Origin of the sequence: Legionella massiliensis, assembly GCF_000756815.1 — a bacterium.
GTDB classification, from domain to species: domain Bacteria; phylum Pseudomonadota; class Gammaproteobacteria; order Legionellales; family Legionellaceae; genus Tatlockia; species Tatlockia massiliensis.
Window position 1 is genome coordinate 1,287,726 of the sequence record NZ_CCVW01000001.1, and the last position, 13,403, is coordinate 1,301,128.

Consider the following 13,403-nt stretch of genomic DNA (forward strand, 5'->3'; position numbering starts at 1 on the left):
ACTACCATGTTAAAACGCTACGCCTGCTATCTCTTTATTTTGGCCCAATTCTATTGCTCCATTTTATGGGCCAACACAGTGATTAATTCCTATGATGAGATAATTAGTTTCAAGCCAGATAACCTGATGGTAGTCCAAGACAAAATTACTCTGACCACTGATGGCCTAGAAAATGCAGAGGGCCTTTATCGGGCAATTCCTAAACTACTCTTTGAAGAACGATCCGCTAATATCGTGTTTTCCCAACTCAACGTAATCTCTGCAACCCTAAACAATTCAACTATCCCTTATAGTCAAGATACAACAGCTGATGATGTTCGCATCTATTTGGGCGATAAAAACAAGCCTCTTGCTCAAGGAACTTATAGCTATTCCCTAACCTTTAGCGTCGTTGCTAAGCCATATTTTTATGATCATAAAACGCAGCTAGTTTGGAGTGTTACTGGCAAGGGTTGGAGTTATCCCATTTTAAAAGCAAGTACCTATGTGCAGCTGCCTAGCGAGACTTTTCAAAATGCAACAGCTTATGAGGCCTTTAATGATGATATTCAATATAAAGCTAGTTTATATCCCCACGAGAGTGCTATTACTTTTCAAGCAACAGATGCAATAGAGCCAGGGCAGCAATTAGGCTTTATTATCGGATGGAAAAATATGGCCGCAGCTGATTCATTTTCCCCTAGGGTTAGCGAAAAGAAATATCCAGCTGTAGTTAAGTCCGATAGCAAGCCTTTTAAGCCACCAAAAAATCTAGTATTGCTTATTTTTGGCTCTGGGGTATTTTTTATTTTTATTTTTTATTTTTATGCTTGGAGCAAATCGAGAATAAAAAAATCATCTCAAGTTATCATTCCCAGATATAAACCGCCCAAGGGTGTTTCTCCTCAAGTGTTACGCTATGCGATCCAGATGGGATATGACAGAAAAGTTCTTACCGCGGCTATCTTGAATTTGGTTGCTAAAGACTATTTGAAATTAGTTGGGGGTCAATTATTGTCTAATAATTATACCTTGATAAGAAATCCCGATTTCAAAGGCCAACTGTCATCAGATGAACTAGCTTTAACCCGGGCTTTATTCGCTCGAGGAAGGAATATTGACTTACACTCTGCCAATTTTGCGGAAGTGGAAAGAGATTTTATTGATGCATTAATGGAAGCTAATCACGATAAATATTTTGTGACTAATTCTAGTTATCGATTTTTAGGAGTCTTATTCAGTAGCATGCTCTTAGGTTTGAATTGCCTATATGATGAAAATTTAATAGGAATAGTAGCTCTGTTTATTTGGCTTATCATTATTACTTTTCTAATAATGCCGTATTTGAAAAAAGCAAGGGCTCGATCTTTAAAAGAGAGGTTTTACGTGTTGGTTATGTCAACCATGGTAGTTGCTACTTTTATTCTCGTTGGTGTGGAAGGGCCAAGAGCTTATTTTGGTTCTCAGGCCTGGGTCTTTACTTTGCTATATTATATTCTTGCTGTTATTAATCTGGTTTTTATTTATCTTTTAAAGCAACGGACTAAATTAGGCCAAAGGATCACTAAGCATGCTGAAGGTTTTAAATTATTCCTGTTGGCAACAGAAGAAGAGCGGGTGAGTTTACCTGAATTGACGCCAGTGATTATTGAAGAATATTTGCCCTACGCTCTTGCCTTGGATATTGAGCTGCATTGGAGTCAGCAATTTGCAAATATACTTGCTGCTAAGCTGGGTATAGATGGTGTTATTCAATAATTGGTCCGCTCTGTTTTGGTGATTTGTAATTCATATAAATCATAAGATTAGAAATCATTTCCTATTCATTTAGAATGAACATCTTGCAATAATAAATTCCTTGTTTTATAAACATAAGGCATGTTGCTGTATTTTTATTATTAATGTGTCTAAAAGCTAATAGGTCAGCCCCCACTCCAGTATTGAATTCCCGCGGTCAAGACGGGGAATTTCGGGATGGGGGTGACCTATTACTCTAAAAGAGCATTAATCCCTTGTTGTATTGCCATTCCTAAGGAGAGGATAGCTTTAACAAATAAGATAATGGCCATTTAAAAGGATGAATTCTGTCTTCGTGACACCGCCATTAAGTTAAGCTTATTTGTAATATCTGCAACACATGCAGAATAGCTATCTAGAGGAATGTACTCTTGTCTATACAGGACTCTAAACTTAATCGCCCCTCATCAACTCAGAAATCATTACAATCCTTATTTAATTGGCAGTGAAAAGGAAGAGACTGACATTTTCATGTATTAAATCCCTAAAAATTAATAATAAAAAGGAGTTTTTATGCAAACTAAAATAGATCAATGTCTTATTGCGATTGATGAACAAATTAGCAAATTAACAGAGGCATATAGAAATCCCCAACTGATTCATTCAGAAATTCAACCCCAATTAAGAAGGATACATGAAGAGCTTAGAGGGGAAGCCAACAATGAAATTATGAGAGCTAGAGCAATGGCTGATGCCTGCTGGAAAAGTAATTTTTATCGTTTGGATCATGCAATTAAGTGTAGTAATGAGGGGGTATTTGGTATGTATGCCATTGATAGATATTACAAAAACCCATTTTTCCAAACCCGAGAAGGCTTTGATTTTTTAGTTGCCTTGGCTGCTGCCTACGTTGCTGATGGCGGCGATATTTTTCCCGCCGTAGACTGCTGGTATCATGCTCAGAAGATTGCAGACACTTACCACTTTGAAGTCAAAGTGAATTTTGCCGACTTTGTTTTCACCCATAAAGAGCGGATTATGGCCTCCCTAAGAGCAGAAGAAAGTCGCTCTATAGAGCAGAGTCAGCCAATCTATAGCGTTCCTTATGGTCTAGTTAATATTGAAGCGATGCTACTATCGGTATTTCCCGCTGGGTCAGAAGAGCATGATTATCTAAGTCATAAAACTCGCCCATTGACACCACCGGGCGAATTTGAACGATGGGAACCAGAAAATCTACCAAAGCCAACTAGTTCTAATAGAGCTCAGTTCTTTTATTGGCAACAACAAAGGGGGGCGGCAGCTCCTGCTGTAGCAGCTACGCCAGGATATGGTAGCTAATTTTCTGAGTGAGCGTAGATAACAGAAGGTAGGTGGGGGTAATAGGTCACCCCCATTCCGAATTCCCGCGGCTTGAACAGAGTAGTGAATTTAAAAAATGAAACCTTGATTACGCTGCACTGCATCAAGGTTTTCCTTAGATAAGAGGTGGGGCGCTAAGCCAAGCCTACCTTCATCTAGTTCCTAAGGCGCTGTCTCTTGCCTGGCTCGAAACCAATTTAATGCGATTAAGGTAGCGCCATCAACAATTTTCATTTCATCCATTAAGTCGTAGATCTTTTTTCGCGGAATAATTTGGGTCAGAATCTCTTCGTCGCCTACACCATGTATTCCACTCTTAGGTGCTCCATTCACTTCTGCATAGTAGATATACATTTTCTCGGTAAGAATACCTGGGCTTTTGTAGGCTTGGGCAATTAGTTTTAGAGAATCTACTCTAAGCCCTGCCTCTTCATAGACTTCAATTTTTGCTGTTTCTTCCGGTGTTTTGTTGCTGTCAATTGTTCCTGAAACACATTCGAAGACAAAAGGATCATCTTGGCTTGCATTAAAAAAAACGCCAGGGCGAAATTCTCGACACATAACAAGACTATCCAGCATCGGGGCATAAACGAGCACGAGAACAGAATCATAGGTCTGCACTATTTCACGTTTCTTAGAAGCAATATGCTCTTTTTCAGCATCAAAACTGGGAATTTCTAAATCGTAGTTGTAGAGCTGCAAATAACCCTTGTAAATAGCTTCTTTTGTAATGATCTTTATTTTCTTGTTCATAATAGGCCTTAAGGAATGCAGTTTTGCACTTTTAAGGCTTGCCGTACTACGTTTCTATCCTGGCCCTTGTTTTGGCTAAATGGAAATAGGGAGGTGTAGTAAAGATAAGGAAGGGAGGCACTATACTGAAAATTACGATCCCCCTTCATTAAATTAGGGCCAAAAGTATTGCTAATTTGCGGGCTATTTGGATCCAATACGCTTGGATAGGCCTGGCCATACGTTGTTTGGCAGTTCACCGTTTCACAGTCTTGCCACTGGTCAAACCAGGTAATTTCTCGCAGGAAATATTCTTTATAAATGTTGTCGCTGGTATTGGTTGCTGCACTAATTACTCCGGTAGCTGGGTCTAAGTTGGCTAAGGTATAAACAAAGGCCTCTATAGGACTATTACTCCCCGGTAATTGAAATTGGCTATCAAGGCCAATAATGACGAATTTATTTAATACGACATTATAACTCCAGGAAAAGCGGTATAAGGGCGGTAGAACAGCCTTACAAAGATAAGTTGCAGGATTAGTCGATGAGTTGGGATAGCTCGGTACTAAAGGAACTGTATAGGCTCTTCCATCGAAGCCTAACCAGGACCGAGGATTCGCGAGGTTGTTGGTGCGATAAATACAAACGCCTTGAGGTGGGGCGCTCGAATTGATGGTTTTTAGATCTTGATCGATCAGAACGTAATAATAATCACCCCACTTGATAATATTGCTTTGCGCAAACATACCACCAATACCAGTCATTGGGTAAGGATAGGGGGCAACAAATACTGGGACATTATTAACAGAAGAGCTTTGTATTAGTTTGAAGGTGTTACCAGCATCCGTAGATTGGGCTGCTACCAAATTGCCATATTCATTCTCCACACTGACCTTGCAGTCTTTATCTGTGCTGGGTGGAGTACAAGGATGATATTCATTATGGACTAAGGAATAGATAGTCTGGCCATCTAAGGTATAAGGAACGACCATCCACAGTTCGTTGTTATAACTTTCGATGGGGTTGACATTGCCTTGACCTGGGCTGGTTAGCCAGGCAATACACTGTCCACTGGTATCGGTGGCGCGAACCATTTGCGCAAGAATATCCTGAGCACCCTGGCTTAGAGGAACCCCATTCGTTTTGAAGTATCCCTGGCTATTGCTGGCAAACCATAAGATAGAGTTGTTATTGCCTACAATAAAGGGTCGTACCGGAACATCAGAGTAATTACCATTTGGGGCAGATGCACAGCCATCTGTTTGAAAATTATAGACGGTTTCTTCAATACCATTGATTAGGGACATGGGACCCTTAACAGGATCACAACGCTGACTGTTTAATGATACATCAAGCGGTTGAGGAGAGGTCGTGCAGCTTGAACCATGGCAGATAGCAAAGTTAGATCTGACCGCTGAGCTGATCGTTAACTTTAGAATACAAGTTTCCAAGGCGGCTAAATTTATCGGATTTGTACAAAGATTACTAACACTGGGATCAGAAGTGCTTTGTTGCACACCAGGAGGTAAGCCAACCACAGAATAACCGTAGCGTGGAGAATGAGTTAAATTGCTTAGAGTATAATAAGCGGAAACTGTGCTTCCAAGGAGTACTTCACTAGGTAAGGTTGCGCCAGCTAGTGGGGCGATTCTAAAATTGGCAGCGGCAAAAGAGGTATTCAATCCAAAAATTAAAAGACTCAAAAAACTGAAACTTAGGCTCGGTTTACTCCTGGTTCTCAAGCAAACAAAAATAAATTTTAGCTTCATGCTAGCACGATCCATCTTTTTCATGAGTAGGTGAGGATTCTAATCTGAATTCAATGCCTTTATCAATTAAAGAAGAGGATGGATTTTATCGCTGAGTTCTGCGATGAGAGAAAATTAAATTGCTGTAGCAATGATAAAAGCAAATATTCTTAAGGTGATTTTTAACGAAGGAGCAAAATATTCGGTTCTACAACTGCTACAGATAGGTTGATTATAAGGGGAGAAGATTAAGGTCATATTAAAGTTAGTACTAAAAATGCGCAATAAGAGCATGGTTGGCATCAAAAAGGTTTAATATTGTGCTAATTATTTTGTGTTATTTTCTATTAATAAGAAAAAGTAAATGCCTATTCGACCTTTTTCTCTCATCCTGAAGTAGACCTAGAACACAACGACTAATCAATCCTATGATGCAATTGCACCAAGCTGTTCACGACAGAGAAATAACTGTGAATGAATTAAGTGACATTGCCAAATTATCCACTGCCGATTTAGAAGCTAAGACCAATGATTTACTTGTTGGAAACAAGAAAAACCACTGCTCCTGGATTTGCATCCAGGCTACGGACTGATATAAGCATAAAACCCAGTTTCAAACCCTAAGCACAACATGCAGCTGTATCTGTAGGAGTCTCGTGATGATAATGGGGATTTTCCAGCTCAAGCTGATTTTCGGATTTGAAGAGTATAAGGCTAAGAATTTCTGTCCTATTAAAATTGAGACAGCCGCGATAAACACTGTTCTGACTATTAGCAGCAGTTAATTCTTGTCGTTCAGTATCGGTTAACATAACTTTGTAGCAGGCTAACAAGCTAGGAGGCGCTATTCTTGCTGATTCTGCCTGTTGTAAGGATTCTGCTGAGCTGTAAAATTTGCGTATTCTATTTTCTTGCTTTGCCAGATCCCAGTTGGGAACGCTCTCTCTAATTTGTTCGACGATTGGAATATAAAAGCAAAGTTCCTTTTTTTCTTCTTTAATTGGCTCGCTTGTTTCCCTATTTAAAAAAAACTTCATCTTTTTCTCCATATTTAGAGGTTGTCTTATTTTCTTACCTATTCCTAATTTCCGGATGCTAATTAATATAGCCTTAATCTTTATAACATAAAATGGGCATGATGTGTAAATTTTACAAAGATAACCATGCCCAAAGAATATACTCAAATTACAAATACAGTCCGCATCTGGAATGCCTTTTTAGAAAGGATGAAGCGGAAGAACCAGGGATTTTTTGGTGATCTTGCTGGCTACTATTTTCTTGATAAATTTTTTAAAAGTCTGCAACTCAGTGACAATATGAGTCCAAGCGATTTGGTCAACGCTTTACGGCTCCTTGAAAGCATTCCCATCAAGACCAAGTCTACTATTGCACCGATGGCACAGAACCTTGGCAAAAACCGATACCGTACTTTGCAAGCCTTTGATATGGCAGCAAAACATGTACGGCTAGGTTTTTACGTTACTGAAAATTCATGGTTACATCGATTTTTGATTGAAAACCACCAAATGCTTTTATCTAATTATGAGCGCGCTTACTTACATGCTCAGGGAGAATTGCCTTTCTCCGAGGTTGATTATAACCAAAAGCAAATTTCTGAATCTCAGGCTTTTTATGATATGGAAACTACTAGCCAAGCGACGGAATTACCCGATAAATCAACAATCATGAATGATTTAAAACGTAAGGGTGTGACAATCTATAATGCGGAGATTTGTCTAGGCAATAATAATAACCCTCGTGATCCAATGGCTATAAAGTCAATTGAAGGTTTTGCTGGCGACTCGATTGATGAGCCTAATTCCAGGGCCAACAAAATTTTTAATTTTGGCGGACAATTTTTAGAAGCAGTGATGCTACAGGAATTTACCAATACCACCCAGTTCGCTGATTCTGAAATTTCCGGTATAGAGCGTGGTGCGGTGAAAGGTCATATCAATTGGACCAAGACGCCTGATACTGGGGAAATTTATGCCCAGATCACTATGAAAGTACTCAGCTGTTCCTATGCTGATCAACAAAATATCTTTGCACCTCAAAAAATTTATGCGATAGCGAGTGATGGTTGTTCGTTAATAGAGGTCGATGACGAGGCTCTGGGAACGGTTCTACAACGCTGTAGCGCTGAGGTGCTCGGAAAGACAGAGGGTAATGTAGTGCCTATCTGTGAGATGAATGCAACAGTGAAGTTAGTTCCCGATGGGATGGACGGATACAAGTTGCAAGTAGACCAATTTCATACCCAATACTTTACCCCCGATTTGGTTTCTACCAAGGCCTATAAATTTAATTACGATTTTTCAATGTAATTGACTAAATCATTCCTGGCCTGGCTTTTCGTGAATCGTTGATAAAAAATCGGCAAAAACGAAAGCAAGGCCAAGCCCATTAAAGGTAATAAGATTGCCGGGTTAAATAGGATATCTAAACTGGGTTTTTGATTCTGATCAAAGATTTGTCCCAGACCATTACCGATTAACACATAGATCGTTGTGCCAGGAAGGGTGCCTATAATCGTCGCAGAAATAAAGGTTTTCGCCCTAACGTTTAAAAGCCCGGACACAATATTAACGATAAAAAATGGGAAGATGGGCATTAGTCTTAAGCTAAGCAGATAGAAAAAGGCATTTTGCTGAAATCCTTGTTTCATCTGATTAAGCCATCTGCCTGTTTTCTTATCTAACCAGTCATGACAGGCTATTTTTACGGCAAAAAAGAGGATGCTAGCGCCAATTGTGGAGCTAATAAGCACATAGAAAATTCCTAAGGGACCAAATAAAAATCCACAGGTTAGCGTTAAAAAGAGAGCGCTTGGTACCGCTATGGCTATGGTCGAAATATAAATCCCAATAAAAGCCAAAATAGCCAAGAGGCTATGCGCTTGGGTCCAAGCAAGCAAGACCGCCCTTTGTTCATGCAGGAAGTTAAAATTTAAATACTGATCCAGATGGAAATGAAAAAACAGCAAAAACAAGATGATTAAGACTAATAATGGTGTTAAACGCTGTAATAACCTTGCTTGCATCTTTGGCCTCTTAAACCCTGATTAAATTAATTGTAATAGGTGATGCCTCCCTTGCCCCTATATTTCGTCATCCTGAGCGCAGCGAAGAATCTCCTGAATGAGGCACTGTGCTAATCCGGGAGATCCTTCGCTGCGCTCAGGATGACAGGCTATGTTAGGGTACCGGGGGGTGACCTATTACACCTATTACGACTAAATTAATTATAGGATTGAAATGATGATTTGTATCACATGTAATAGGTCAGCCCCCGCTCCAGTATCGAATTCCCGCGGCTTGACCGCGGGATCTGCTGGTTAGAAGCTCTTCACTCTGCGCCCATAGATCCCGCGGTCAAGCCGCGGGAATTCGGGATGACCAATTACTATCACATCGTCTTGCATTCTGATAGATAACACAAGTTATGACTAAGATTGAAGCCTTGCAACAAGGCTTCAATCTTATAAAGTGGATTACCTGTCAGAAGATTCTTTATGAGCAGGCTCTTTCTTCTTAGCTGATTCTGCTTTAGGAGTTGCAGAACGAGGTTGCTGGCCAGGCTGATTTTTTCGTCGTTGTTGATTAGGTCGTTGTTGCTGTTGCTGCTGTTGTTGCTGCTGCTGCTGACCTCCAGATGGGCGACGACGGCGGTTTTGCTGACGCTTTTCACCACTACCACCAACAGTCTGAGAAGAGTATCGATGCTGTGTGCCACTCCTTGAGCCCTTAGTAGTAGTCTGACGACTAGTGGGCGAACTCTCAGCTGGTGTGGATTCAGAGCTGGTATCAGTAGTTCCAAACAGACTGGACCAAAGCCGTTTAATAAAGCTGTTCTGCTGCGATTTAGCAGGTTGCTGACCAGTAAAGCCTTTAACTGCCGGCTCATCTAGTTTGGTTGCATCTTGATCAGAGCGGTCAACCGTTAATTCAGGTTGTTGGATAAGTGAAAAACTCGCTTTCTTATTTTTACCAACATTGTCTTCTTTAAGACGAGTAATGCTGTATTGAGGTGTATGCATGTAAGGATTAGCTACAATCACAACATTTACATTATGGCGCTTCTCAATATTCAGAATAAACTCTCGCTTTTCATTCATAATGAAGGTTGCTAATTCAACAGGCAACTGGACTTGGACTTCAGCGGTCTTCTCTTTTAATGCTTCTTCTTCTATCAAACGGGTAATAGATAATCCGTGAGATTGTATATTTCTTACAGTACCGCGTCCTTCGCAACGTGGGCAAACTTCTTGCGCACTTTCACCCAAGGATAGACGTAAGCGTTGACGTGACATTTCAAGCAGGCCAAAACGAGAAATACGACCAACCTGGATGCGGGCTCTATCGGCTTTCAGTGCTTCCTTCAAACGGTTCTCAACATCACGTTGATTCTTGCTGGAGCTCATATCGATAAAATCGATGACCACCAGTCCACCAAGATCGCGTAAACGTAATTGCCGGGCGATTTCATCAGCAGCTTCGAGGTTAGTATTGAGGGCTGTTGTCTCAATATCAGAGCCACTTGTTGCTTTAGCAGAGTTAATATCAATGGAAATCAATGCTTCTGTTCGGTCGATAACCAAAGCGCCGCCAGAAGGTAGCAAGACCTCGCGTTGATAAGCTGTCTCGATCTGGCTCTCAATTTGATAAAAATTGAAGAGGGGAATCGTGTTGTTATAAAGCTTAAGATTGGGTAAAAAGTCAGGTTTAACCTGTTCAATATACTGCTTCGCCTTAACGTAAGAAATATGGTCATCAATGATGATTTCATCAATGGACTTACGCAGGTTATCGCGAATAGAGCGAATAATCACATCACCTTCCTGATGAATCAGGCAGGGCGCTAATTGAGTATTGTAAGCTTGACGGATGGCTTGCCACTGATTACAGAGCATATCAAGGTCGCTTTGTAATTCATCCAGATTTTTACCGACACCAGCTGTACGGATGATAAGTCCCATTTCGTCGGGTAACTGCAAGGCATTTAACGTTTCTTTTAATTCGTCCCGATCATCGCCTTCAATCCGGCGAGAAATACCACCAGAATTTGGGTTGTTAGGCATTAAAACCAGATAGCAACCAGCCAAAGTGATGAAAGTAGTCAATGCAGCGCCTTTGTTGCCACGTTCTTCTTTGTCTACCTGAATTAATAATTCCTGCCCTTCGCGAATCAAGCTTGTAATAGGTGGTTTTTCATCGCCAAATTCACCAGGATGTTTGCTCAGGTATTCTGGTGCAATTTCCTTAAGAGGTAGGAAGCCTTGGCGTTTAGCACCATATTCAACAAAAACAGCGTCTAAGCTGGGCTCGCGCCGAGTCACTATCGCTTTGTAAATATTACCTTTTTTCTTTGCCTCAGAAGGACATTCGATGTCCAAATCATAGAGACTATTATCTTTTACCAGCGCAACTCTAACTTCTTCAGTTTGTGTTGCATTTATTAACATTTTTTCCATCTTTGTACCCCATAAAAGGGCGCAATCACTCAAGCAAAGACAGTGTAAGGCTATCCATTCATTGTTTCGAGACCGGGTTATTTGCTGCTATGCCAGTATTTGGCTTGCCCCATTATCATGTTTATGGCGCTTAAAATTTATTAGCAACCAATCGCGTCTCTTAATTTAGTGACTACTAGCAATATCCTTATTTAGGTGTTGCAGCTCTTGAGAGTTCGTATCACTAAAAATAACAAAAAATATCCACTTTAAGCATAAGCCAAGTCCATAAAGACAGACCGCACGCATGGTACCAGCAAATATTGCGGCGCATACTGGGTAAAAAACATCGGTGGCAACTGATTTTGTGATAAACAGGCTTGATAGGTCGTTTTTTCATGCATGAGATAACATCCCCTGCCTAGAATCTGCAAAATGAGTGGTGACTGATGTAAAGCATGTCTGACATGCGTGGGTATCTGATGAGTTCGTTTTCAATTCAGCTCTGGTACTTGGTTGCTTCCTTATATCTGCACTTAAGGGAAGCGCATTCGATTCGCTTTCAACTCGCAACAAGGGCTCTAAAACAAAGATTCTGTAGGCTGATAAAGCTCGAGAATCTCTCTTTCAGGGCTCATTCTGACGAGAGAATAGCAGAACCCCAACATATAAAGACCGAGTTTATTCTCGGCCGATAAACTTTTTCTTTGTTTATGCGTTATAATTCGGTCGTGTGAATTATTTTCACACAGACTCTAATAGTAACAAAAAAAACAGCCACAGCAAATAGGTTTATGCATAATGAGCGATGTACGTTATACAGAAATTAGTGCCGAAGAAGAAGGGCAACGCCTCGATAACTATCTAATGCGTGTTTTGAAAGGGGTTCCTAAAAGCCATATTTACCGCATCATCCGCGCGGGTGAAGTGCGAATTAATAAAAAAAGAGCTCAGGCAGCCTCGCGCTTGCATCAGGGGGATTCTGTGCGTATTCCCCCGGTTCGTATCTCCCAGGATAAAGAGATCCATGTCGGGGAGCGGCTCGAACAGCGTTTGCGTGAAGCGATTATTTTTGAAGACAACAGCTTAATGGTTATTAATAAACCAGCGGGGATTGCTGTACACGGTGGTAGTGGTCTGAGCTTAGGTGTTATAGAGGCTTTGCGTAAAACTCGCAGTGATATATCTTATCTTGAGTTAGTTCATCGTTTGGATAAAGAAACCTCAGGATGTTTGTTGCTTGCTAAAAAGCGTAGTATGTTGCGGGCGATTCAAGGGCTTTTAGAGGCTAGGGAAGTGAATAAAACCTATTGGGCTTTGGTAGCAGATCCCTGGCAGGGTAAGAAAACGATAACAGTGGATGTGGCGCTTGAGAAAAATATCTTAAAATCAGGCGAGCGAATTGTTGTGGCAAAAAATGAAGGTAAACCCTCACAGACCCATTTCAAGTTACTCGAGAATTATCAACAGGCCTGTTGGGTCGAAGCATCGCCTAAGACAGGCCGTACTCATCAAATCAGAGTCCACTGTGCCTATCTAGGGCATGCGATTGTAGGTGATGAGAAATATGGTAAGCCGATTGAACTTGAAGGTTTAGAGGCAATTAAATCACGACTTTATTTGCATGCTAGGGCAATTCAATTTAACCTGAACGGAGAAAATTATCTGTTTGAAGCAAATTTAGATGAACGATTTGCTGAAACATTGAAAAGATTACGTGCGAGGAGTTTGTTAACTTATGGGTAGGGCATATCGCCTAGTGGTGTTTGATTGGGAAGGGACTGTAGGTGACACACTGGGCCAAATTTTAAATACCGTAGCCACAGAGGCCAGACGTTTACAGTTTGGCGAATTAGATGAGCAGCTTGCCCGCCAATCCGTGGAGCTTGGCTTGGTCTTGGCTGTTAAAAAAACATTCCCTCATCTGAATGAGCAGCAACAGGAACAACTTTTATTGGCTGTACATCATTCATTGGTATCACGGACTAGCGAGGTTTATTTAATTCCTGGCGTGAAAGAATTCGCTCAACGCTTGCATGATGCTGGTATTGATCTCGCCATTGCAAGCAACAAAGGGCAACAGTCTTTGCAACGAGTTTTGCATGTGAGTGAATTGGACAAATTATTCAAGGTAACCCGCTCTGCCGGGCAAACCCTACCTAAACCCAATCCACAAATGCTTGAAGAAATTATAGCTGTATTTGGTGTTAGTGCTGAAGAAACCCTGATGGTAGGTGATTCTATCAGCGATATTGAAATGGCAAAAAGCATTAATGTTGATGCAATCGGTGTGGATTTTTATCACCAGCAGAAAGAAGCTCTTCGTGCTGCAGGTGCTTTAGAAGTTTTTGACGATTACCAACTTCTTGCTGAATATTTACAACTGTCTTGAG

The 13,403-nt window shown here is 40.8% G+C and carries 12 protein-coding genes; 6 read left to right on the forward strand and 6 right to left on the reverse strand.

The features are described 5' to 3' along the window. Positions 1-6 precede the first annotated feature (6 nt). Together BN1094_RS05545 and BN1094_RS05550 are read left to right on the forward strand one after the other, a co-directional pair. On the forward strand, positions 7-1,737 hold the full coding sequence (locus BN1094_RS05545; protein WP_043873297.1) for a DUF2207 family protein: 1,731 nt from the start codon (positions 7-9) through the stop codon (positions 1,735-1,737). A gap of 552 nt (positions 1,738-2,289) precedes the next feature. Next, complete coding sequence (locus BN1094_RS05550) at positions 2,290-3,057, forward strand: hypothetical protein (protein ID WP_043873298.1); 768 nt, start codon at positions 2,290-2,292, stop codon at positions 3,055-3,057. Positions 3,058-3,240: 183 nt separating this feature from the next. Here BN1094_RS05550 and BN1094_RS05555 read toward each other — a convergent pair whose 3' ends face one another. Continuing rightward, entirely contained in the window at positions 3,241-3,831 is a 591-nt protein-coding gene (locus BN1094_RS05555; RefSeq protein WP_043873299.1) for an NUDIX domain-containing protein, read from the reverse strand. Between the two features lie 8 nt (positions 3,832-3,839). Next, entirely contained in the window at positions 3,840-5,513 is a 1,674-nt protein-coding gene (locus BN1094_RS05560) for a hypothetical protein (RefSeq protein ID WP_218054603.1), read from the reverse strand. A 473-nt stretch (positions 5,514-5,986) separates the two neighbouring features. Between BN1094_RS05560 and BN1094_RS19790 the strand changes: the two genes are divergently transcribed. After that, a complete protein-coding gene (locus tag BN1094_RS19790) occupies positions 5,987-6,151 on the forward strand; it encodes a hypothetical protein (protein WP_176695262.1) in 165 nt (54 codons plus the stop codon). Between the two features lie 27 nt (positions 6,152-6,178). Here the strand turns inward: BN1094_RS19790 and BN1094_RS05565 are convergent, their stop codons facing one another. Further along, positions 6,179-6,595 carry a hypothetical protein gene (locus BN1094_RS05565; protein WP_043873301.1) on the reverse strand — a complete coding sequence of 139 codons (417 nt, stop codon included), beginning with the start codon at positions 6,593-6,595 and terminating at the stop codon, positions 6,179-6,181. Positions 6,596-6,721: 126 nt separating this feature from the next. Between BN1094_RS05565 and BN1094_RS05570 the strand changes: the two genes are divergently transcribed. Further along, positions 6,722-7,885: a hypothetical protein gene (locus BN1094_RS05570; protein WP_043873302.1), complete on the forward strand. Its 1,164-nt coding sequence runs from the start codon at positions 6,722-6,724 to the stop codon at positions 7,883-7,885. Here BN1094_RS05570 and BN1094_RS05575 read toward each other — a convergent pair. The 3 genes from BN1094_RS05575 to BN1094_RS20200 form a co-directional block, all read right to left on the reverse strand. Further along, entirely contained in the window at positions 7,867-8,601 is a 735-nt protein-coding gene (locus BN1094_RS05575) for a TVP38/TMEM64 family protein (protein WP_043873303.1), read from the reverse strand. The two genes, BN1094_RS05570 and BN1094_RS05575, sit on opposite strands and share 19 nt — an antisense overlap. A 450-nt stretch (positions 8,602-9,051) precedes the next feature. After that, entirely contained in the window at positions 9,052-11,031 is a 1,980-nt protein-coding gene (locus BN1094_RS05580; RefSeq protein WP_052403151.1) for an Rne/Rng family ribonuclease, read from the reverse strand. A gap of 248 nt (positions 11,032-11,279) precedes the next feature. Then, positions 11,280-11,414, reverse strand: coding sequence for a hypothetical protein (locus BN1094_RS20200; RefSeq protein WP_281175046.1), 135 nt, complete (start codon positions 11,412-11,414; stop codon positions 11,280-11,282). 397 nt (positions 11,415-11,811) lie between these two features. On the opposite strand from BN1094_RS20200, the gene BN1094_RS05585 reads away from it, so the two are divergent. Together BN1094_RS05585 and BN1094_RS05590 are read left to right on the forward strand one after the other, a co-directional pair. Further along, complete coding sequence (locus BN1094_RS05585) at positions 11,812-12,756, forward strand: RluA family pseudouridine synthase (protein ID WP_043873304.1); 945 nt, start codon at positions 11,812-11,814, stop codon at positions 12,754-12,756. Beyond that, positions 12,749-13,402 carry an HAD family hydrolase gene (locus tag BN1094_RS05590; RefSeq protein WP_043873305.1) on the forward strand — a complete coding sequence of 218 codons (654 nt, stop codon included), beginning with the start codon at positions 12,749-12,751 and terminating at the stop codon, positions 13,400-13,402. The genes BN1094_RS05585 and BN1094_RS05590 overlap by 8 nt, the downstream gene beginning before the upstream one ends. The last annotated feature ends 1 nt before the right edge of the window (position 13,403 follow it).

Excerpts from the sequence above, each read along its gene's own strand:
- BN1094_RS05555 (WP_043873299.1), bottom strand. The coding sequence starts at position 3,831 with ATGAACAAGAAAATAAAGATCATTACAAAAGAAGCTATTTACAAGGGT.
- BN1094_RS05590 (WP_043873305.1), top strand. The coding sequence starts at position 12,749 with ATGGGTAGGGCATATCGCCTAGTGGTGTTTGATTGGGAAGGGACTGTA.
- BN1094_RS05575 (WP_043873303.1), bottom strand. The coding sequence starts at position 8,601 with ATGCAAGCAAGGTTATTACAGCGTTTAACACCATTATTAGTCTTAATC.
- BN1094_RS20200 (WP_281175046.1), bottom strand. The coding sequence starts at position 11,414 with ATGCATGAAAAAACGACCTATCAAGCCTGTTTATCACAAAATCAGTTG.
- BN1094_RS05550 (WP_043873298.1), top strand. The coding sequence starts at position 2,290 with ATGCAAACTAAAATAGATCAATGTCTTATTGCGATTGATGAACAAATT.
- BN1094_RS19790 (WP_176695262.1), top strand. The coding sequence starts at position 5,987 with ATGATGCAATTGCACCAAGCTGTTCACGACAGAGAAATAACTGTGAAT.
- BN1094_RS05585 (WP_043873304.1), top strand. The coding sequence starts at position 11,812 with ATGAGCGATGTACGTTATACAGAAATTAGTGCCGAAGAAGAAGGGCAA.
- BN1094_RS05580 (WP_052403151.1), bottom strand. The coding sequence starts at position 11,031 with ATGGAAAAAATGTTAATAAATGCAACACAAACTGAAGAAGTTAGAGTT.
- BN1094_RS05570 (WP_043873302.1), top strand. The coding sequence starts at position 6,722 with ATGCCCAAAGAATATACTCAAATTACAAATACAGTCCGCATCTGGAAT.
- BN1094_RS05565 (WP_043873301.1), bottom strand. The coding sequence starts at position 6,595 with ATGAAGTTTTTTTTAAATAGGGAAACAAGCGAGCCAATTAAAGAAGAA.
- BN1094_RS05545 (WP_043873297.1), top strand. The coding sequence starts at position 7 with ATGTTAAAACGCTACGCCTGCTATCTCTTTATTTTGGCCCAATTCTAT.